General features: G+C 61.0%; 14 protein-coding genes. 4 read left to right on the forward strand and 10 right to left on the reverse strand.

The genetic code is table 11. The annotated features are described in order from the left end of the window. Nucleotides 1-2,220: 2,220 nt before the first annotated feature. Nucleotides 2,221-3,501: a class I SAM-dependent RNA methyltransferase gene (locus tag B071_RS0112140; RefSeq protein WP_018527343.1), complete on the reverse strand. Its 1,281-nt coding sequence runs from the start codon at nt 3,499-3,501 to the stop codon at nt 2,221-2,223. Nucleotides 3,502-3,532: 31 nt separating this feature from the next. On the opposite strand from B071_RS0112140, the gene B071_RS17490 reads away from it, so the two are divergent. Next, nucleotides 3,533-4,213 carry a redox-sensing transcriptional repressor Rex gene (locus B071_RS17490; RefSeq protein ID WP_051075310.1) on the forward strand — a complete coding sequence of 227 codons (681 nt, stop codon included), beginning with the start codon at nt 3,533-3,535 and terminating at the stop codon, nt 4,211-4,213. Between the two features lie 62 nt (nt 4,214-4,275). Further along, nucleotides 4,276-5,322, forward strand: a complete 1,047-nt coding sequence (locus B071_RS17495) for a class I SAM-dependent methyltransferase (RefSeq protein ID WP_018527345.1) — start codon at nt 4,276-4,278, stop codon at nt 5,320-5,322. Here the strand turns inward: B071_RS17495 and tyrS are convergent. The 5 genes from tyrS to B071_RS20655 form a co-directional block, all read right to left on the reverse strand. Next, nucleotides 5,295-6,656 (reverse strand): tyrosine--tRNA ligase, encoded by a 1,362-nt coding sequence (tyrS, locus tag B071_RS0112155; RefSeq protein WP_018527346.1) that lies wholly within the window; start codon nt 6,654-6,656, stop codon nt 5,295-5,297. The two genes, B071_RS17495 and tyrS, sit on opposite strands and share 28 nt — an antisense overlap. Beyond that, on the reverse strand, nt 6,653-8,005 hold the full coding sequence (locus B071_RS0112160; RefSeq protein WP_018527347.1) for a glycine--tRNA ligase: 1,353 nt from the start codon (nt 8,003-8,005) through the stop codon (nt 6,653-6,655). Before B071_RS0112160 ends, tyrS begins: the two co-directional genes overlap by 4 nt. Before the next feature lie 168 nt (nt 8,006-8,173). After that, nucleotides 8,174-9,631, reverse strand: coding sequence for a glutamate--tRNA ligase (gltX, locus tag B071_RS0112165; protein ID WP_040588440.1), 1,458 nt, complete (start codon nt 9,629-9,631; stop codon nt 8,174-8,176). Nucleotides 9,632-9,767: 136 nt separating this feature from the next. Next, a complete protein-coding gene (locus B071_RS0112170) occupies nt 9,768-10,925 on the reverse strand; it encodes a pyridoxal phosphate-dependent aminotransferase (RefSeq protein ID WP_438829703.1) in 1,158 nt (385 codons plus the stop codon). A 189-nt stretch (nt 10,926-11,114) separates the two neighbouring features. Next, nucleotides 11,115-12,029 carry a hypothetical protein gene (locus B071_RS20655; protein ID WP_026245209.1) on the reverse strand — a complete coding sequence of 305 codons (915 nt, stop codon included), beginning with the start codon at nt 12,027-12,029 and terminating at the stop codon, nt 11,115-11,117. A gap of 371 nt (nt 12,030-12,400) precedes the next feature. Between B071_RS20655 and B071_RS0112180 the strand changes: the two genes are divergently transcribed. Together B071_RS0112180 and B071_RS20520 are read left to right on the forward strand one after the other, a co-directional pair. Then, the gene (locus B071_RS0112180) at nt 12,401-13,303 is read left to right on the forward strand and encodes an HD-GYP domain-containing protein (protein ID WP_438829704.1); all 903 of its coding nucleotides are present in this window, start codon (nt 12,401-12,403) and stop codon (nt 13,301-13,303) included. A gap of 739 nt (nt 13,304-14,042) precedes the next feature. After that, a complete protein-coding gene (locus tag B071_RS20520) occupies nt 14,043-15,026 on the forward strand; it encodes a uridine kinase family protein (RefSeq protein ID WP_438829705.1) in 984 nt (327 codons plus the stop codon). Here the strand turns inward: B071_RS20520 and aat are convergent. The 4 genes from aat to B071_RS0112210 all read right to left on the reverse strand — a co-directional run bounded on the left by aat (nt 14,998) and on the right by B071_RS0112210 (nt 21,304). Then, the gene (aat, locus tag B071_RS0112190) at nt 14,998-15,768 is read right to left on the reverse strand and encodes a leucyl/phenylalanyl-tRNA--protein transferase (protein ID WP_018527353.1); all 771 of its coding nucleotides are present in this window, start codon (nt 15,766-15,768) and stop codon (nt 14,998-15,000) included. The two genes, B071_RS20520 and aat, sit on opposite strands and share 29 nt — an antisense overlap. After that, nucleotides 15,755-18,166: an ATP-dependent Clp protease ATP-binding subunit ClpA gene (gene clpA, locus B071_RS0112195; protein WP_018527354.1), complete on the reverse strand. Its 2,412-nt coding sequence runs from the start codon at nt 18,164-18,166 to the stop codon at nt 15,755-15,757. Before clpA ends, aat begins: the two co-directional genes overlap by 14 nt. 6 nt (nt 18,167-18,172) lie before the next feature. Next, on the reverse strand, nt 18,173-18,487 hold the full coding sequence (locus B071_RS0112200; RefSeq protein WP_018527355.1) for an ATP-dependent Clp protease adaptor ClpS: 315 nt from the start codon (nt 18,485-18,487) through the stop codon (nt 18,173-18,175). A gap of 2,148 nt (nt 18,488-20,635) precedes the next feature. Further along, complete coding sequence (locus B071_RS0112210; RefSeq protein ID WP_018527357.1) at nt 20,636-21,304, reverse strand: tetratricopeptide repeat protein; 669 nt, start codon at nt 21,302-21,304, stop codon at nt 20,636-20,638. Between the last annotated feature and the right edge of the window lie 5 nt (nt 21,305-21,309).

A 21,309-nucleotide genomic window follows, 5' to 3' on the forward strand; every position in this document is an offset into this window, starting at 1 on the left:
CTATACGCCCGTAACAAAAATCCTCCCCGTTAGATGCTCTCCGTGTCCGGTGAAGTAGCCTCAACCAGTATAGCCCTCAGGCTCAAGGACTGTCAAATATTCCGCAACATCCCAAGGCTCTCACCCCGGATATCACAGCTCCTGACACCCTCCCGGTCGCTCTCAGTCAGTGCACCGCATCACTGCCGTGCGAGCGTGAATCTATCAGCTCTCATCACTCCGCGTCAACTCCTTTTCACACTCTTTGTGAAAATTTCTCACCTTTCGGCTTTTCTGTGTCCGGCCTGTGATGTCTCGATGCTCTCCCGCAAAGGGTCTGCTGTTGCCCCCTACCTCTGGTTGCCGGAAGCTTCCTCCTGGAATTCTCCCAGGGCAAGAAGGACTCTGCGAAGAAGCATTGCTACCCGGGGAGAAGGTGCAGCCCCTTCCCGGCGATCACCCAGAACCCTCGTCAGGTCGGCGAGCCCGGGAGCGAGCAGAGCCCGTTCGCGTGGTCCGGACTCAACAAACCGGCGATACCCCTCCTCCAGGACACCCGAAAGATCAGCGCCGTACCTCGCCAGGGCAGAGAGAGCCCTGGAAGCAACTCCCGCGTCGGGATCGTCCACGGCATTTCTCAAGGCCCGTCTGCTGGGTGCGTCGAGGAGCTCTTCGAGCAGGGCCACGGCGCGCAGACGTATTCCGGGGAAATCCTTCCCCCGGCGCACCTCTTCCAGCGCGCTGATTCCGATATCCCGAAAAACCGTCACCTGCCCGGAGAGCCGCCCCTCATCGAGGAGATCCTGGCATAGCCTGAGAANCCGTTCCCGCTCGACCCGTCCTCCTTCAGAGAAGGTTGTTCCGGCGAGTTGTCCCAGGGCACCTCCCGGTGCGCCCAGGGCCTCTCCGCTCCTCCAGAAAGAAGGACCGGGCAGCCCCCCCCCACCAGCAACTCCGGGAGCCACGCGAAAAACCTGTATCCGCCAATCCCGGTATATCAGGACCAACTCACCCAGAGAGGGCACAAGGATCATTCTCTCGGGAGAAGCCGCGAGCTGAAAGGCCGATTCCACCACTCCCCGGGAAGAGAGCGCCAGAAGCCGTCGATTCCGGTCAACCAGAAAGACGCGACTCCGGTGGGAATCGAGAACTACCAGCTCTCTATCGAGGGGGTGAACCGTTACCGAGCCGTAATGGGCGCCGTCGTGATCCACCACCTGGAGAGTATCACCCTCCAGAAACCACAGGCGTCCGGCCCCATCGAACCCCTTCAGTTCTACACTCCCCGGGGACCTCCCCAGGGCAGAGCGCTGCCACTCCCGGCGGATCTCGCTCTGATCGGAGACACCACTCCTCGCCAGGTGCACCGAGCCGTCGGAGGCAACAGCAGCCATTACAACACGGCGACGAGACANGGTGGCCGCAAAGGCTTCGGGTGCAAAGGGGAAGGAGAAGACCACTTCACCCCGACCGGACTGATCGAAACGAAGAATCTGNCCGTTTTCCAGAGCAGCAAAGAGAAAGTTCCNCAGAGCCTGCGCGTCCAGGAGCGGGGCTGGCACGGATCGTTCCCAGAGAATTTTCCCNGAGGAGCTCTTGTGGAGAACCCCGCCGGATTTCCGGAAGATAAGGAAATTCCCCGCCGGATCGGGCCATACGAAGCNGGGCGCCTCCCCCAGGGAAGCCACGGGCCAGACCAGACCCCGTTCGAAGGAACCTCGCACCAGACGCCCCTGCGAATCGACGGCGGTGATCGCTCCTCCCCGATCCTGGGATCCCTGGTCCTGAAAGATGAAACGCCCCGAACGAAAACCGAGCCGAAGATCGCCCACCACCTCCCCGGAACGGTCAAAGAGTCTCAGGTACCGGTCTTCCGTGGATATAGCCAGAGCCTGGATGCGGCGCCCCTCTCCGAAAGACCCTGCAGGCCCGAAGGACCCTGCAGGGGAAATGTGCCAGAGCGAGTGGGGATCGAGAGAAATCGCGCCCGGGGCTATGATCTCCCAGGAGAACTCCAGATGCTCGTTCCAGCGAAGTCGTTCCTGCCCCTGAAGAGCTCCTGGATTTCCCTGGAGAATACCGGAAAAAAGAGCCATAAATCCGAGAAGAAGAGCCGGCCCGGTCCTGCGAAAAGAAGATCCCATGGAAGATATAGTATACCACCATCAGAGCGTTTTCTTTGTCCCGGGGCCCCGGATCCCGAGCCTCCCGGCGCTTCAGCTTTGCTGGAGCGCCAGGGGATCACCCTTTGAGCCGCAACTCCACCAGGACCTCCACGTGGGCCGTCTGAGGAAAGAAATCAAGGATCGTCACGTCCTGGATCAGGTAGGCCCCGAGGATCTCACCCAGATCCCTCGCGAGAGTCGCGCTGTTGCAACTCACGTAGAAGAGACGGGCGGCAGGACCTTTCTTCAGCCATCGTCGCAGCGTTGCCGAGAGCCCCGATCGGGGGGGATCCAGGATCACCGCGGAAGAAGGGGGGTCGAGATTTTTCAGGACGGGATCCACCGCAAGGGCCTTCTCGGCAGAGCGCGAAACAACCCGTATCCGCGCTTCCTTCAATCCTGCCCGTAGCAGGTTCTCCCCGATGAACCGGGCGTTTCTCCGGTCCTCCTCGACACAGAGGAGATCTCCGGAAAAAGCACTGCTCCCCGAGACGGCCAGGGCACCCAGAACTCCCGCCCCCCCGTAGAGATCCACCAGCACCCGGGGGGCGTCCCGGGCGATTCGGCTGCGAAGTTCCCGGCCCAGGCGCTCCAGCAGGGGGCCGTTCGCCTGAAAGAAACTGGACGGATCGAAGGAGAGAGGAAGGCCATCCAGACTGCGTTGCGCCGTCTGCGGCCCCGGAGCTACGATAACAGCTCTGGAATCCGGGCTTTCCCCATCCGCCAAAACCAGCACAAGACGCTTCCCCGGAGGCAGCAGAATTTTGCCGCTGGCGGCGTCTTCCAGAAAGCGATTGATCTCTTCGGTCACGACAGGGCAGNTCGAGAGGAGCACGATCTCTTCGGACCGACGGGCCTTGAATCCGGGACGCCCCCGGTGGTCCGTGTGAATCTGGACCCGCTCGCGATAGCCCCAGGGCTCACCGGCCAGAATCTGTATACTCTCCCTCTCAAGAAGAATTTTGCCGATCCGGCGGAGATTTTCAGCGACAATTCCCTTTTTCAGCTCCAGCTGATATTCACTGTGGCAATATTGCCAGTCGCACCCGCCACACCGGCCTGCCAGCGGACAGCGGGGCTCACACCGGTGGGGAGAGGGATCCAGGACCTCCCGCAACACCCCCTCGAACTGGCGGGAACGATCCCGGAGAACCGCAAAAGAAACGAGTTCCCCCGGGAGCACGCCCGAAATAAAACCGGCCTTCCCGTCGAGCCGGAGAAGCCCGTCCCCGCCATGAATGACCCGTTCCACCCGGGCAGTTCCGATCTGAGGGGCCTCCTCGGGAGCGGAATGATCATTTTGGCAAGGATTTTCGGGAGGTGTTTGTATTTTTTTATCGAAACGGGATATACTCATTGCTCCAGAGACAAGATTGCAAAGAGATTATATGAAGACTATGAAACTGGCAAGTATGCCCACCATCAAGCGACTCCCCGGGTACCTTCACGTAGTGGAAGCAGCCGCCCGCGAGGGGTTGCCCTACATTTCCGGAACCACCATCGCCGAGGAATTGGAGCTGGAACCGATCCAGGTACGAAAAGACCTGGCCGTGACGGGAATCATCGGCAAGCCCCGAATGGGATTCCCCGTTCCGGAGCTCATCCAGGCGATCAACGATTTTCTCGACTGGAACAGGGGGCATAACGCGATCGTACTGGGGGCGGGCCATTTGGGATCTGCCCTCCTGGGATATTCCGAGTTTAACCGCCACGGACTCAAGACAGTCGCTGCCATCGACACAGACCCTGCCGTAATTGGCACAGACATCAACGGCATCACGATTGCTCCGGCAGAGGAGATGGCCGCCATCATAGCTGCACACCGCATCGAGGTGGCGGTATTGACCGTCCCCTCAGGGTGCGCCCAGGAGGTCACGAACGAACTGGTCCGGTGCGGGATCAAGGCCATCTGGAACTTCACCAATTGCAAGATCAAGGTTCCCTCCCCGGTGATCGTACAGCAGGAGGATCTTTCCAGTGGCTATGCCGTTCTCTCGGTCAAGTTGCGACTCCAGCAGGGGCAGGTAGATCAGCCCCGAAGCGGCGCAGACGAGGAGACCCCGGGATGACCCCTGGCACAACACCGGAGCACACAAACACTTCCTCGGGGAGGATCCTCTAACGGGACCACATGACCGATCAAGACAAACAGCAACAGCAGAAAGACTTCCTGGCGAACCGTCTGAAGAAACGGTTCCGCCATCTCTGGAAATACGCAAAACGGGTCCAGACAACGGCCTTCCGCGTCTATCACCGGGACATTCCCGAGATTCCCCTGGAGATCGACTGGTACGACGGTCATCTGCACATCGCAGAATACCTTCGGCCCCACGACAGAACGCCCGGGGAACACCAGGCCTGGCTCGAGGAAATGGTGGATACGGCAGCGCGAACCCTGACGGTTCCTCCGGAACGGGTCTTCTTCAAGCAGCGCGAGCGCCAGCGGGGAAAAAACCAGTACGAGCCCGTGGCCCGACAGAACTATACCATCACCGTAGANGAACAGGGCCTGCTCTTTCGGGTGAATCTCTCGGATTACCTCNACACAGGGCTTTTCCTGGATCACCGGGAACTCCGTATGCACGTAGCAAAACGGTGCGCCAACAAGCGGGTTCTGAACCTTTTTGCCTATACCGGGAGTTTCACCGCCTACGCCATCGCCGGAGGAGCCCGGTCAACCGTGACGGTGGACCTTTCCAGAACATACCTGGACTGGGCCAAGGAAAACCTGCGCCTCAACGGCCTTTTTACGGCGGGCCACGAGTTCAGACGGGCCGATGTAATCCAGGAAATCGAAAATCTGCGGAATGAGGGCCGCCGGTTCGATCTGATCATCCTGGACCCTCCGAGCTTCTCCAACTCGAAAAACATGGAGACAACCCTGGATATCCAGCGGGACCACGTGACGCTCATCATGGACTGCCTTGCCCTTCTGGATCCGGGAGGGGAGCTGATCTTTTCCACGAACAAACGGAGATTTCAGTTCAGACGGCAGGAGTTACAGGACCGGGGGGTGGAGATCAGCAGCCTGACAAAACTGACCATGCCGGAAGATTTTCAGGGCACCAACATTCACCATGTCTGGAGCCTGACGGGCGATGCCGGCCGCCGCAGTGGCAGGACCGGNCACCGCCCCGATGCGGGNCCGAATCAGGAAACCAGGCGAAACCGGAAGTAACGCTTCTTTCCCGCCCGGAGCAGGAGTTCCTCCTCGCCCTGGTCGTTTTCCCGGNCCCAGGAGGCGTCCACCCGGGCTTCCACGTCCCCGACCTTTGTGTCGTTGATGACCGCCCCCCCCTGCTGAACCAGCCGTCTGGCTTCTCCCCGGGAGGAGGCCAGGCCGGCCCGCACAAAGAGTTCCAGGACGCCGATTCCTTCGGCGAGATCCCCCAGGGGCATCTCCTCTCCGGGAAGATCGACGCCTCCCGGCCCCCCGGGCGCGCCCGCGCCGCCGGACTGGAAGAGAGCCCGCGCCGCCGCATAAGCCGCCTGGGCCTCGGCCTCGCCGTGGACGAGAGTAGTCACCTCCAGGGCGAGCCGCTCCTTTGCTGCGTTCAGGGCAGCCCCACCCTGACGGGTAAGATCGTCCACAACATCCAGAGGCAAGAAGGTGTACATAAGCAGAAACTTTCGCACATCGTCGTCGGCCACGTTGCGCCAGTACTGAAAAAAATCATAGGGCGAGATCAGGGAGGGCTCCAGAAAGAGCGCACCCTTCTCGGTTTTCCCCATTTTCTTGCCATCGCTCCGGGTCACCAGGGGGAAGGTGAGACCGTAGGCACGGGCCTCGCTCCCCTCCACGCGCCGAATGAGGTCAGCTCCGGCAACGATGTTGCCCCACTGGTCGTCCCCCCCGATCTGGAGCTGGCAGTTCCTGGTCTGGAAGAGACGCAGGAAATCGTAACTCTGAAGGAGCTGGTAGTTGAACTCGATAAAGCTCAGCCCGGTCTCAAGACGCATCTTGTAGGTCTCGAAACTCAGCATGCGGTTCACCGAAAAATGGCGCCCGATCTCGCGCAGGAACTCAATATAATTCAGGTTGGCCAGCCACTCGGCGTTATCCACGAGAGCAAAGGGCACGGATTCCCCGTCGGCGGCCTCACCCCGGGCAGACGCCCCCCCGGAACCTGCTGCGCAGGCCGAAGCAGCCCCCCGGCGCAGGAACCGTTCGATCTGGGATCCGATCGAGCGGGCGTTCTCAGCCACCTCCTCGACCCCGACGAGACGGCGCATCTCGATTTTACCCGAGGGGTCCCCGATGCGAGCCGTGCCCCCTCCCACCACCACCATAGCCTGATGACCAAACTCCAGAAGGTGGGCCATGGCGTAGAGCGGCACCAGATGGCCCGCGTGGAGGCTGCTCCCCGTGGGGTCGACCCCCACGTAAAAGGTCACCTGCTGCCGGTCCAGAAGTTCTCCCAGGGCCTCCTCGTCGGTGCATTGGGCAAAAAACCCCCGCTCCTTGAGTCGCGCCAGCGCGCCGGGCCTCACGGGAGCTGCTGATTTGTTCACGTCTCTGCTCTCCTGTAGGTTTTGATCGCCTCACGCAACCGCTGGGCCAGTTCGCCCAGGGGAATCCGCTCCTGCTCCATGGAGTCCCTGTGCCGGAGGGTCACCGTGCCCTGGTCCATCGTTTCGTAGTCGATGGTCACGCAGAAGGGAGTTCCGATCTCGTCCTGCCGGCGGTAGCGGCGGCCAATCGCCCCGGACTGATCGTAGAAGGTAGAAAAATCTTCCCGCAGCGTCTGCTCGATCTCCCGGGCCTTCTCTGCCAGGCCGTCCTTCTTCACCAGGGGGAACACCCCCACCTGTACGGGCGCGATCATGGGATGGAACCGCAGGACGGTACGAACGTCGTTCTCGCCGACCTCTTCTTCCTCGTAGGCGTCGGAAAGAACCATAAGGACACTTCGGGTAAGGCCGGCCGAGGTCTCCACGATATAGGGGATGTACCGTTCCCGGCTCTCCTCGTCCAGATAATTGATCTCCTTGCCACAGAACTCGCTGTGCCGGGCAAGATCGAAATCGGTCCGGTTATGGATACCCTCCAGCTCCTGCCAGCCAAAGGGAAAGAGGTACTGGATATCGAAGGCAGCCTTGGCGTAATGAGCCAGCTCGTCGGGACCGTGCTCCTCAAAGCGAAGATGGTCCCGGCGAATTCCCAGCTTGTCGTAGTACTTGAGGCGTTCGGCCTTCCAGAACTCGAACCACTGGTCGTCCTCCCCGGGTTTTACGAAGTACTGCATCTCCATCTGCTCGAACTCTACCGTGCGGAAGATAAAGTTTTTGGTGACGATCTCGTTCCGGAAGGCCTTTCCGACCTGGGCGATGCCGAAGGGGATCTTTACCCGCGAGGTCTGGACAACGTTCTTGAAGTTCACATAGATGCCCTGAGCCGTTTCGGGACGCAGATAGACGGTACTGCCCGAATCCGAGGCCGGCCCCAGATGGGTCTTGAACATCAGGTTGAACTCCCGGGGTTCCGAGAGGGGGTTCCCCTTGGGGCTGGTTTTGGTCTCCCGCTGCTCCTCCGTGAGGTGATCCCAGCGGTAGCGCTCGTTTGTGACGGTGTCCTCCACCATGGTATCGGAAAAGCTGTCCACGTGACCGCTGGCTTTCCATACCGTGGGATGCATCAGAATCGCTGCATCGAGACCCACAATGTTGTCGTGGAGCTGAGTCATCTCACGCCACCAGAAACGCTGGAGACGGTTCTTCAGTTCGACCCCCAGAGGCCCGTAGTCCCAGGCCGAGGCAAGACCTCCATAGATCTCGGAGGAGGGAAAGATAAACCCTCTCCGCTTGCAGAGACTGACAATTTTTTCCATCCTCTTGGGATCTACGGTCGGCTCGTTACTCATTGCGCTCAAACTCCTTCTTGTGATTCTTCCGAAGCAACGTGACGGCGGCTGCCACTGCTACATAGTTTGTATCGGGGAAGTTATATCACCTTTAATATCGATACAACACCCCTGTGATGCCGGCCTGCGCCGGGGGTCGTCTCCGGGACCGTTCCAGGCCCCGGGAGCTTACGAGACTGCGGCCTCCAGCACCGCCCGGGCCCCGGCAATGCGCTCCCTGGCCCGGTCCATTCCCAGTTCCTTGAGCGACCCCACCAGGGGAGGAGAGACGGTCCCTCCCGTAAGCGCCACCCGCAAGGGCATAAGGAGGTTCCCAACCTTGGTTCCCGCAGCGTCGGCGGCCCTCCGGAAGGCTTCGTCCAGCTCCTCCTGATCGGCCAGGCCCTGGGACTCCACCACGGCCCAGGCCTGGTCCAGCCACTCCAGGGCTTCCCGGACCGAGGCTTTTTTTGGCACCAGAGCCTGGGCATCCCAGGAGGTGACATCCTGGTAAAGAAATCGTGTCAGAGGAACTACATCCTGGAGAAGTTTCAGCCGCTCCTGAATGAGCGGGATCAGNGCCAGCAGACGCGTTCGGTCTTCTTCTGTGGCCGGGGTCGCAGCCCACCCCTCGGCCTGAAGCCAGGGGAGGAGTTCCCCGGTCAGCTGCTCCGGAGAGAGCTCCCGCAGGTACTGTCCGTTGAACCAGTCCAGTTTCCGGTAATCAAAAACTGCGGGAGCCTTGTTGATTTTCTCTATCTTGAAGAGCTCTTCCAGCTCCTGACGGGAGAAGAACTCCCGGGAATCGTCGAAGGACCAGCCCAGCAGGGTCACGTAGTTCATCACCGCCTGGGGGAGATACCCCTGCCGTCGGAACTCGATGACGCTGGTCGCCCCNTGACGCTTTGAGAGCTTGGACCCGTCCTTGCCCATTACCATGGGCAGGTGGGCAAAGCGCGGCGGCTCCCACCCGAAGGCGTCGTAGATAAGCAGGTGAATCGGCGTGGACGGCACCCATTCCTGGGCCCGCANAACGTGGGTGATCTTCATCTGGTGATCGTCCACCACGTTGGCCAGATGGTAGGTGGGAAAGCCGTCTGATTTCAGGAGCACCGGATCCGGGGGAAGGTCCTTGTTTTTCCGCTTGATCCGGCCCAGCACCAGATCGTCGAACTCTGTTGTGCCCTCCCGGGGAACGAGAAGCCGAACGACGGGGCGAACTCCGGCATCCTTGTAGCGCTGGATCTCTTCGGGAGAGAGATCCCTGCCCTCGCAGGCGTAGGGGGCTGCTCCCTGCTCCCCCCGCTGGGCGGAGGTGTAGTCCAGGTAGGCCCGCCCCGAAGCGACCAGCTCCCCGGCGTATGTCTGGTACCGCTGCAACCGTTCGGACTGCACGTAGGGACCGAAGTCCCCTCCGTGATCGGGACTCTCGTCGGGCTCGATGCCGAGCCAGGCGAAGGTTTCGTAGATATCCCGGAGCGCGTCTTCGTGGAAGCGGGTCTGATCGGTGTCCTCGATCCGGAGGATGAAGGCCCCGCCCTGACTCCGGGCAAAGAAATAATTAAACAAGGCGGTACGGATACCGCCGATATGCTGCATCCCCGTCGGCGACGGGGCGTAGCGGACTCTCACCTGTTCTTCACTCATGACTGGGGCGAGTATACCTCCCCGNGCAGGGTGGATTCAACCGCTCGCCCCAGGATGCTCCATCCCCAGGATAGCCCGCTTCGTCTTCTGTCAGCTCTTCTCCCCCCCGCCCGCGGCGAGGCTGGTGGAACGGCCCCTAGAGCTGGCGATAACTACCGAGAAAATCACCGATCTCGTGCATGGCGCGCCGCAGATCCTCCCGGTCGGGAAGAAAGACGATCCGGAAATGATCCGGTTCGGGCCAGTTGAAGCCGCTCCCCTGAACGAGAAGAATCTTTTTCTCTACCAGAAGATCGTAGACAAATTGTCTGTCGTCGGTGATGTTGAACCGTTTGGTATCGATCTTGGGGAAAAGATAGAGCGCACCCCGGGGTTTCACCGCCGTGAGTCCGGGGATGTCGTTGATCAGCTGCCAGGCCACGTCGCGTTGTTCCCGAAGGCGTCCGCCGGGCAGGATCAGGTCGTTGATGCTCTGATACCCCCCAAGAGCTGCCTGAATGGCGAACTGGGCAGGAGCGTTGCTGCAGAGTCTCATATTGGAGAGCATATCGAGGCCTTCGCGGTAGTCCCGTATCATGGCCAGTTTCCCGCTCAACACCATCCAGCCGGCCCGGAACCCTGCCGCCCGATAGGCCTTGGAGAGACCGTTCAGGGTGATGCAGGGGATATCCCGNCAGTAGGTNGCGATCGAGACGTGCTCGTTGTCGTCGTAGAGAATCTTGTCGTAGATCTCGTCGGCCAGGACCAGGAGTCCCTTTTCGGCAGCGATATCGTGGAGTTCCTCGATCACGTCGCGGGGATAGACCGCACCGGTGGGGTTGTTCGGGTTGATGATCACCAGAGCCCGCGTGCGGTCGGTGATCTTCGACCTCAGATCGGCCAGATCGGGGTTCCAGTCAGACTGCTCGTCGCAGCGGTAATGCACGGGAGTTCCCCCCGCCAGATTCACCGCGGCGGTCCAGAGGGGGTAATCCGGCGCAGGAATCAGAACTTCGTCGCCATCGTTCAGGAGGGCCTGCATGGTCATGACGATGAGTTCGCTCACACCGTTACCNATATAGATGTCCTCGACCTGGACGTCCAGCATACCCCGGGCCTGATAATGTTGCATCACCGCCTTGCGGGCCGCAAAAATGCCNTTGCTGTCCACGTAGCCCTGGGCCGCTCTCAGGTTCAGGATCACATCGTGAACCAGCTCGTCGGGAGCGTCGAACCCGAAGGGCGCGGGGTTTCCGATATTCAGTTTGGTGACGCGGAATCCCTCTTCCTCGAGGCGCTGCGCCTCCTCGAGCACGGGACCCCGGATGTCGTAACAGACGTTTTCCAGCTTCTGGGACTTGTGAAAAGCGTGCAACAGGGTCTCCTTCCTTGCGTCTCAATCGGCCCGGACTGGCCCGAGACCACACCGATCCCGAGAGCCTTCCCGCGCTATCATCCCCGAGGGTATGTTATTTCATGGCCCGGGGACAATCCTGCCCGATCCTCACCCCTTTTCGGAGGACTGGCCCGATCCCTCCGGGCCGTAGAGCCAGAGGGCAACATCCTGCAGAAGCGTGCCCAGAATGACCACATGAAGCTCGCCCTGGGCTGCCGCGAGGTGTTTTTCCCATGCATCACGGGGAAGATGCGTCAGCAGATCTTCCTTCTGCTCCGAGGCCGAGGGGAGGGCTTCCCNCCCCTCTTCTGGAGGGGCCTCGGCGGAACAATCCTGCGGGGGAGGGCCCTCGTAGGCGTTCAGGAGGTAGAGCGCCACCGCCTGGACTATTCCCGGGGAGGTCATCCTCACCAGGTTATCCAGGACGAGGTGCGCTTCGCCGGTTCTTCCTGTCATCAGCANCCCGAAGGCGTAGCACCACTCGATCCATCCTTCGTGGGAAGAGAATTTACCGGATGAACGGAAGGTCTTTTTCCGCTCCCGCGAGGGACGAAACTCCCGAAAATACCGCACCACCGATTCACCGTCGCTGGAAAGAAGATAGGGAACTCCAAACCGCAGGACGTTCCGGCGCACCAGGGAGGGGCATTTCGTGCGCAGGTCTTCTTCGAGCTTCCGGATTTCCTCGGGTCGGGCCGAGACCACGCAGGCGTTGACAAAGAGCTTGACCGAGGAGCGGCGAANCAGGGGCCACCGGCGAAGACGGGCACCCAGAATTGTGACGATCTCCTGCCACTGCTCCTGTTCCAGAGCCCCGAAGAATCGCCAGTTCGAGATGAAATAGACGTTCAGGCAGCCCAGGGCCCCCACAAAGAGTACGGCCATATACCAGTTGGCCTGCCAGAACATACGGGCCACATCGGCCCCCAGAAAAAGGAGGGGCATGATGAACACCAAGAGAAAGGTGACACCCACCACCAGATTGAACACAAAAAAAACAGTTTTCAGCCTCACCCTGCCCATCCGTTTCGCAGCCCGCTCTCGGGGCTAAACAATTTATCCGATTTGCCGTTATACTAAAGCAGGAATAAAGTCTAATATGCGGCCGGAGCAGGGTCAATGGTAAGGAACCGATGAACACAATCGCCACTTCTCAGCTTTCCGAGGGAATNTATATTACCAGGGAAGCCTTTCTTGACGAGAAATACATCCTCCTTTCGCCGGAAATTCCTCTGNACAAGGCCCTGATAGAGCGGCTCGAACAGTGGCACTTCTCGGAAATTCGCAGTGAGGGAGATCTCACCGACNCACCTTCCCAGAGTGCGGCCGGGCCCGTGGCGATGGAAGATGCCCCCCTGGCAGCGATAGACCACGGGCGACGTGATGGCAAGGAGATGCAGAAGGCCCAGAAAAAATACGCAGCCCATCTGCACTTCGCTGAACAACTCTTCGGCCATTATCTTCAGAACGGAATTCTCCAGACCAACCAGATCCACGAGAAGATCAAGCTCCTCCTGGAGGACCTGAAAAACCAGAAGCAGTATCTTCTGCGCATACCCGAGCTGAGTGGTGTCACGGTGAACTACATCGTTGATCACGCCGTCAAAACAGCGATCGTCGCCATGGCTACGGGAGCCTCCATGAAGCTCCCCACTCACCGGCTTATTGAACTCGGCACGGTGGGCCTCCTCCACGAGATCGGCATGATACGTCTGCCCAGCCAGCTCTACATGAGCAACCGGGAACTGGCTCCCCGCGANAAAAAGGCGATATCTACTCACCCCGTGCTGGGGTTCAAGATCCTGCGTCAGTTTGATTTTCCCCTTCAGATTTGCCTGGGCGTGCTGGAATGCCGGGAAAATGTGGACGGTTCGGGGTATCCCCGAAATCTGCCGGCCAACAAGATATCTCTCTACGGAAAGATCATGAACGCGGCGAGCACCTTTGCTGCCATGGCGTCTCCCCGACCCTACCGTCCCGCTATCGATGGCCACACCATCATGAAAACCCTTCTGACGGGGGTGAATACCTCCTACGACAATACGGTGCTCCAGGCGATGATCGGGACCTTTTCCCTCTTCCCCTACGGCACCTACGTCCAGCTCGCTTCGGGACACCGGGCGATCGTGATCGACATCACCCCGGGCAAGGCCCGGGCCCCCAAGGTTCAGATTCTCACCGACCCCAAGGGAACGGTGGTGCGCGAACAGCCGGTGACGGAGACAGAAAACGAGCAGTACACCGTGACGGGTGTGCTGAGCCATCAGGAAGTGACACGCCTCAAGAACGCTCTTTGACCACCGTCAGAAGCCCGGGGCTAATTATCCAGAAGAGGGGGTATGCATGAATACTATCGCTGTTGCTCTGCCCGATTCTCCCGCCGTGAACGTACCTGCGGGGACATCCGTAGAATCGGCCTTGATCCAGGCCGGCTACGTCCATACCGGGGAGTCTCCCGTCGTGGCGGCCCTGGTGAACAACGAGGTGCGGGCCCTGAGCTACCACGTCCAGATTAATGCCGAGGTTGTTCCGATCCTGCGTGACGAGCCCGAAGGCCAGAGGGTCTACCGGCGCAGTCTCTGCTACGTCCTGGCGATCGCCGCATCGCGGGTCTGCCGGGATCAGCGACTCCTGGTGGGCCACGCCCTGGGAAATGCCTACTTTTACTCCTTCGATGGCGGAGAAACTGAAGGCGGGGCGGCATCCCCGGAGGTACTGAAGGCTCTGGACGAGGAGTTTGCTGCAATCGTGGCTGCCGACAAACCGATAGAACGGGGGGTGATCGCCTATACCGAGGCGCTGGAATTTTTCCGCTCCCGCAGGATGGAGGATGCGGCTCTTCTGGTGGAGCGCCACAACTACAGCGAGGTACCGGTCTATCGGTGCGATGATTTCATGGACCTCTCCCACGGTCCACTGGTGGCCCGCACGGGTCTTCTGCAACTCTACCGGATAGAACCGTTTCACGATGGGTTTCTGCTGGTTTTTCCCGGATCCGGTGCCCCCCGGGAGGTACANTCCGAGCACCGCAGCGAAATGCTCTTCCAGATCTACCGGGAGTACAAGCGCTGGGGCCGGATTCTGGGGATATCGTCGACGGGGCAACTCAACCGCCTGACCGAACAGGGCTCGGTNAAGGAGTTTATCCGCGTTGCCGAGGCGTTGCACGACAAGAAGATCGCCCGGATCGCCGACGATATCCACCAGGCGAGCGACACGGGGAAGGTGGTGCTTATCGCCGGCCCCTCATCATCGGGAAAGACCACCTTTACCAAGAAACTTGCCGTGCAACTCACCGTGGTGGGGCTCGTCCCGGTGGTGATCTCCCTGGATGACTATTTTGTTCCCCGGGAGCAGACNCCGAAACACCCCGACGGTTCCTACAATTTCGAGCACATCGAAGCGATCGATATCGAGTTNCTGAACCAGCACCTGCTCGCCCTCTTTGCNGGAGAAGAGATCGATCTCCGGACCTTTAACTTCAAGACGGGACAACCCGAGTACAGGGGAGAAAAATGCTCGCTCCCCGAACGGGGAATTCTTGTCATGGAGGGAATTCACGGCCTGAACGACGCCCTGACCCCGCGCATTCCCCGGGACCGGAAATACAAGGTCTACGTTTCAGCTCTGACCCAGCTGAATCTGGACGACCACAACCGGATCGCCACCACCGATAACCGCCTGATCCGGAGAATGGTGCGNGACCACCAGTTTCGGGGGCACAGCGCTGCCTCGACACTGGAAATGTGGCCCTCGGTCCGGCGGGGAGAGCGGCAGAACATCTTTCCCTTCCAGGACTCGGCCGATGCGACCTTCAACACCGCCCTGGATTACGAGCTGGGGGTGCTCAGGAACTACGCCGAACCCCTGCTCCGTCAGGTCAAGCCGACAGCACCGGTCTATCACGAAGCGGTGCGACTCCAGACCTTCTTGAAAAACTTCACCGTGATTCCCCAGAAACTGGTACCCCGGGAATCGATACTCCGGGAGTTCATTGGGGAGAGCGGGTTTCATTACTGAGACGGCTGGCGTCGGCCGCCCGGGCCAAGGCGATACCCCGGGCAAGGGCCGATGGTCCGTCACAGGAACTCCAGCTGCCCCGGGGGGCCCCATCGGCCCGCCCCCGGGCCTCCCGGAGCAGTTCCAGGAACACCTGCCGGGGAACCGGCGCGGCTCCGAAGGCTGCCAGATGGGCCGTTTCCATCTGACAATCGATAAAGGCAACCTCCCATTGCGAGAGCACCCCTGCCAGGGCTACCAGCGCAGCCTTGCTCGCGTCACGCTCGCGGGAGAACATGGATTCCCCGGAAAAACAGCCCCCCAGAGAGACCCCGTAGAGCCCCCCCGCCAGGGAATCTCCCTGCCAGACCTCTACTGAGTGAGCATAACCCAGGCGGTGCAGTTCCTCGTAGGCAGCCCTCATCTCCCGAGTGATCCAGGTTCCGCCCTCGCCCCTGCGGGGTTCGCTACAGGCCTGGATTACCCCAGGGAAATTCTGGTCAAAGGTGATCTGCCACGATGATTGTGTCAGGGTTCGACCGAGGCGCTTCCCCACGTGGAGGTCCTTGAGGAAGAGCAGGAATCGGGGGTCCGGCGAGAACCAGAGAATCGGCTCCTCCTCGTACCAGGGAAAAACGCCCTGCTCGTAGGCCGAGAGCAAAACCCCGGGCGAGAGGTTCCCCCCCGCCGCGAGCAGCCCCCAGCGGTCGGCCCGGGAGGGGTCAGGAAAGGGGATCCTGTGATCTTCGTCAAGGTGCTCCACGGGTCTCCTCTGGCGAGACTTGCGCTTCCGGGCCCGAACCTTCCGAGGCTGGCGGAGCGGCAGAGATGTCGATGTCGAGAGCGTTTTCTCCGAGGTCGATCCGGGCCTCTCCTCCCCGGGAGAGCTCACCGAAGAGAACCTGGTCTACAAAGGGTTCCTTTACCCGGCTCTCCACGATCCGTGCGATGTTTCTGGCACCGAACTCCTCGGAATAGCCCTCGCGGGCGAGCCAGCTTACCGCCTCGTCGGAGACGGTCAGCAGAACATCCCGTTCCTGGAGCTGTTGCGCAAAGAGACGCACCTCCTTGCGCACAATCGCCTCTATCAGGGACTGGTCGAGGCGAGAGAAGAGGATCACCTGGTCCAGGCGGTTCCGGAACTCCGGCGAGAAGGCCTGCTCCACGGCGTCCTGGACGGCCGAGGCTGTCACGCTCCGTTCACCGAACCCGATCAGGGGCCGGCCGATCTCGCGGGCTCCCGCATTGGAGGTCATGATGAGGATTACATTACGGAAATCCGCCTTTTTTCCGGCGTTGTCCGTCAGGGTGGCGTAGTCCATGACCTGAAGAAGAACGTTAAAGATATCCTGGTGGGCCTTCTCGATCTCGTCCAGAAGAACCACGGCGTGGGGGGTCTTTCTGATGGCGTCCGTCAGGAGCCCCCCTTCTTCGAACCCCACGTAGCCGGGAGGGGAACCGATCAGACGGGAAACGGCGTGCTTTTCCTGATACTCACTCATGTCGAAGCGATGCAGAACCACCCCGAGCTGGTCGGCCAGCTGCCGGGCCAGCTCGGTCTTGCCCACACCGGTGGGACCCACAAAAAGAAAGGTTGCCACGGGTTTGTCGGAGCTGCGAAACCCCGCGCGAGAGCGTTTCACGGCGGAGACCACAGAATCAATGGCCTCGTCCTGGCCGAAGATGTGCTCCCGCAAACGCGGGNCCAGGTCCTGGAGCTGCTTCCGCTCGTCCACCGAGACGGACCGGACGGGTATTCGCGCCATGGAGGAGACGACCTTCTCGATCACCTCCTCGTCCACCAGGGCATCCCCGGCAGGGTCTTCCCGGAAGCGATGCATTCTGAGGAACGCACCGGCCTCGTCGAGAACGTCGATCGCCTTATCCGGGAGAAAGCGCTCGTTGATGTACTGCGCGGCCAGGCGAACCGCTGCCTCGATCGCCTCGGGCGCGTACTGTACCTGGTGATGTTCCTCGTAACGGCTCTGAAGGCCCTGGAGGATCGCCACTGTCTCCTGGTGGGAAGGCTCTTCCAGATCTATTCGCTGGAAACGGCGGGCGAGCGCGCGGTCCCGCTCAAAAAACTGTTTGTATTCGCTGAAGGTGGTGGAACCGATGCACCGGAATGCCCCCGTAGANAGAGGCGGTTTGAGCATGTTCCCCGCATCCATAGCCCCCCCCGAGACAGCTCCAGCTCCCACGATGGTGTGAATCTCGTCGATGAAGAGGATCGCCCGGGGTTCCTGCTCCAGCTCCTTGATCACNGCCTTCATTCGCTCCTCGAAATCTCCCCGNTAGCGGGTCCCGGCGATAAGCGATCCCAGGTCGAGCGCAAAGACCCGGTGCTCCTTCAGGAGATCCGGCACCTGTCCATCGGCGATCCGCCGGGCCAGACCGTGAGCNAGGGCGGTTTTCCCGACCCCCGGTTCACCGATCAGGAGGNGGTTGTTTTTCATTCGCCTGCAGAGGACCTGAACCGAACGGTCCAGCACATCCTCCCGGCCGATCAGGGGTTCCAGGCGGCCCTGGCGCGCCTCCTCAACCAGCTCCAGGGCGTATTGATCCAGGGCGCGCTTCTGCTTTTTCCGGCGCGGATCNCCGGGGGTGCCGAAGGTCGTCTCTTCCGGGGACGGTTCAGGCCCGTCCTCCTGACCGGAGCGTCGGGACTGCCCGGGCGCGTCTCCCTCGTCGTGATACGGGTGATCTTCCCGGTCGTCCTCGTCTTCCCCGTCTTCTGCGGGGAGTCCGTGGCTGATTACCTCGAGCAGGGCGAGACGATGGACTCCGGCCCGGCGCAGGGCAAAACTGCTGTGGGATTGATCCTCGTCGTAGAGGGAAACCAGGAGATCTCCCAGGTCAACCGTATCCTTTCCTGCCGATTCAGTATGAAAAACGGCCCGTTCTATTACCCTCTGGAAACCCAGGGATTGCTGGGGATCCTGCCCCTCCCCCAGGGTGGGCATCTCTTCCCGGAANTAGGTCTCCAGGAGATCTTCCATTTCTTCCAGGTGGGCATCGCTGTGGAGGAGCACCGCACGGGAATAGTCGAAGAAGAGGGCTGCGTAGAGGAGGTGCTCCGGCGTGAGGTACTCGTGAGACCGGTGTTTTGCCTCGTGATAGGCCGCGCTCAGCAGGGCCTGTAGTTCCCGATCAATATCCATGGTGCCTCAGGAGACCTCCTCGATTGTGCACTTCAGGGGATAGCCCCCCTCTTTTGCCAGAGACCGCGTTCGGGCTGCTCTGGTAGCAGCGATATCNTAGGAATAGACCCCCACGATGCCCTGCCCTGTTTTATGTATCTTCATCATGATCGCGTGCGATTCCACGGGAGACTTGTGAAAGACCAGGCGGAGAACCTCCACCACAAAATCCATGGTGGTGTAGTTGTCGTTGTGAAGGATAACCCGATAGCGCTTTGGTTCCTGTACCAGCTCCCGAATCGCGCGATCGACCGCCCTGTCAGGTNATTCCGTTCTTCCCATACCGCCTATAATTTAGTCCATAACGGGAGAAAGGTCACCGGTCAGGCGGNGGNAAATAGCCCATCTCGTCACGGCCGCTTCGNACCAGAAGCCTCGCCTCGGCCGAGAGGGGAAGATAGNCCCTNCCGAAATCGGGGTTGGCCCGGGATGTGTAGGTCAACCAGTAGCGNCCGCCGGGATATTCCTGGATATCGCGGATCAGGGGCGCGAGCCCTTCGGGCTCGTAGAGATACCGCAGGGTGCCTCCCGTCTCTTNCACCAGGAACCGGATCTCCGCAGCGGGGCTGCGGGATTCAACCAGAACACCGTGGAAGCGTATTCCGTTGTTCCGAAGAAAGGCGGCCACTTCCTGCAGGCCGTATTCGTCGAAGGCGGTATCAGACACGGTTCCGTCCCCCACGAGCAGGATGTTTCGCCGCAACCCGCGCTCCAGCAAGGGGACCGCAGCAAGACGAATCGCGCTGTCCAGGGCGCTGTCACCCCGGGAAGCCTCCTCTCTTCGGGAGGAGAGGGCATCGCGGGCGCGCCCGAGGAAACGCTCCTCCGTGGCGGGACGCTTCAAGAGGAGTTCGGGGCTGGCACCGNCGATGTAGAGTCCCAGGCGGTCTTCTGCCGGAACAAGTCCGAGAAGATCCGAGAGGGCCTGCAGGGAATCGCCCCGGAGTTTCTCGCTCTCCAGAGGCTGAAGAATGACCGAGAGATCGAGTTCCCTCAGAGAGGAATCGGTTACCTCGACCCGCAGGTTTTCCTGGGGAATTCCTCGCTCCGAGACGACAAAGTTCTCCCGCGAGAGCCCCACCAGNGGACGCCCCTCACGATCGTGGACCGCCACCAGCAGGGCCACGTCGGGAAAGTTCCGCGCCAGCACCTGCTCGATCTTCACATCCAGACCGCTGTAGAGGGTTCCTTCGGGCTCGAAGAGCGCCAGCTCGCTCCTGTCGATATCGCCTGCCAGTATCCTGCCGTTCGCGTCGAGGGCCACGGGACCTACCCGCTCACGCTCGGCGTCGTCCATCACGGTGACAACCCTCCGCTGGAGGGGATCAAAGAGCAGGACCGCTCTTCCCGCCGCCACGAGCAGGAGAGATTCATCGTACCAGGCGAGCCCCTCTACGGCCGCTCCGGCAACACCGGACGAGGGAAAATCCGAGGCGTCCAGGGGGAGAGGGATTCGTTCGAGATAGTTTCCCGCTGTGTCAAAGACGATGAGGGCCACGCCCCGGGAGTCCCGGTCGGCCACATACACCCGCCCCCCCCGGAGGGCGATCCCCGTGGGGTGCTGGAGCCCGGAAAAGGAGCTTCCCGAGGGACCGCCAAAAGAGAGGAGGTACTCTCCGTCCCCGGAAAAGACGCTCACCCTGCGTCGGCCCCAATCGGTTACGTAGAGATGGCCGTTTTCGTCCAGGGCCAGGTACTGGGGCCCCACCATCTGTCCCTCCCCGAGGCCGGTCCCCCCGAAGTGACCCCTCCGGTTGCCCCGTTCATCCAGGAGGGCCACCCGATTTGCCCCGAACTCGGTGACAAAGAGCATTCCCTCGTGCCACTGCACATCGAAGGGCCGGTTCAGCGCCTGNAGCCCCCCCCGCAAGCGCTGCACCAGTCTTCCGTTGGGCGATATTTTCAGGATTTCCTGTGTGGCCAGAGAAACAAGATAGATGTTCCCCCGGGGATCCGTCGCGACTCCCGTGGGGCGCTGAAAGAAGGGGATATCACTGCCGCCCGATCTGGGCCCGGCCTCNCCCCGGATCAGGTGAGATCGCGAGAAGGCGGGCTCCTGATCCTGAAAGGGGACAATGCCCCGGCGGTAACGGAGGACCTCGAGCCGCGCCCGAAGATAGGCCCCGGCTGCGTCACGATCGGCGAGAAGCTCCCATTCGTTCACGGCGGCGTCGTCAAANCCGCTGCGGAAGAAGGCCCGGCCCAGCCACTCTCTGGCGNGGGGATCTTCGGGCTTGTAGGCCAGGGCGCGGGTAAAGGCCACGATGGCGTCGCTGAAGCGCGCCGCGTGGTAGGCTTCTACGCCCCAGCGGAACTCTTCCTGCGCCCGGGCAGCGTCCATGTCGATCGCCCCTGCCGGGTACATTCCCCGAAAGAGGGCCAGGAAGATCACCAGGACGACCACGGGAACCCTCTCCCTGCAGGGGATGTTCATATCTGCACCCCCGCAGAACGAAGGAGATCCTTGTAATGGTCCACGATCTCCCGCATACCCCGGGAGAGACGAAGGGCCCGCTCGTAGAGTTCCTTGGCCTGCTGCAGGTTCCCCTGGCGACGACAGACCATGGCAAGAGAATCCAGATAAGCGGGGTTCTCCGGGTACCGCTGGAGCGCGCGGAGGCAGTACTCCCGGGCGGTCTCGAGCTGGATATTGTTCTCTGCCAGGATAAAGCCCATGGAGTTCAGGGCGTTGGCGTTCTCGGGGTCGATGCGGAGGGCTTTTTCCAGGTGCGCGATAGCCGGCGCCGTTTTGCCCTGGGCGTAGACGGCGTAGGCCAGGGCCGCGTAGACCTTGGCAGATTCGTAGCCGTCCTCCAGGAGCCTGTTCAACTCGAACTCCGCCAGGCGATAGCGGCCCGTGACGGCGTAGGCGTACCCCATGATCATCCGGGCCTGGTAGATGTGCAGGAACCCGATGTCCGAGGCAACCACCTGCTCCAGGTAGAGGAGCGCTTCGTCGTACTTGCCCAGGTGGGTATAACAAAGCCCCAGATAGTAGCTCAGAAGCGATTCCCGGGATTGTTCTACCGTGATCTCCAGAAAATGATCCAGAGCAACGCGGTACTTCCCCTGCTGATAGAGGCGTATCCCCTCGTTCATGGTCC

It is taken from the genome of Alkalispirochaeta alkalica DSM 8900, from assembly GCF_000373545.1.
Lineage (GTDB): Bacteria > Spirochaetota > Spirochaetia > DSM-27196 > Alkalispirochaetaceae > Alkalispirochaeta > Alkalispirochaeta alkalica.